Origin of the sequence: Phormidium sp. CCY1219 (assembly GCF_035615515.1) — a bacterium.
GTDB lineage: Bacteria > Cyanobacteriota > Cyanobacteriia > Cyanobacteriales > Laspinemataceae > CCY1219.
Window position 1 is genome coordinate 1 of record NZ_JAJENT010000820.1, and the last position, 332, is coordinate 332.

The window sequence follows — 332 nt, forward strand, 5'->3', positions numbered from 1 at the left end:
GGATATTTCCCATCTTCTTCCCACACCACCCAGCTTTTCCGTTCTCGCCGTTGGGTATCCAAAACCACAAAAAAATCCGGTCCGCGCATGTCTTCTGATTTGCGCTGTCGGGTACTGTAATAAACGCTCATGTTTGCCCCGGCGAAAAAGTCGGTGCGCTCTTGCCAATAGCGCTCCAAACATGTTAGTAACAGGATTAATTGTTTCAAATGGCGATAGCTTTCCAATGGCGGTTCCTCGCTCCATAGTTCGCCCGGGGGAACGGTGGGAATATCCGATGACGGGTGACTTTGTACCATATTACCTGCCCGGTTTGAGACAACTTTTGTTCT

At 49.4% G+C, this 332-nt stretch carries 1 pseudogene; it reads right to left on the reverse strand.

Features of this window, described 5'->3' with window-relative positions:
* Window positions 1–299 (reverse strand): annotated as a pseudogene (locus LKK83_RS25725) (Uma2 family endonuclease); the annotation flags it as partial.
* Window positions 300–332 lie beyond the last annotated feature (33 nt).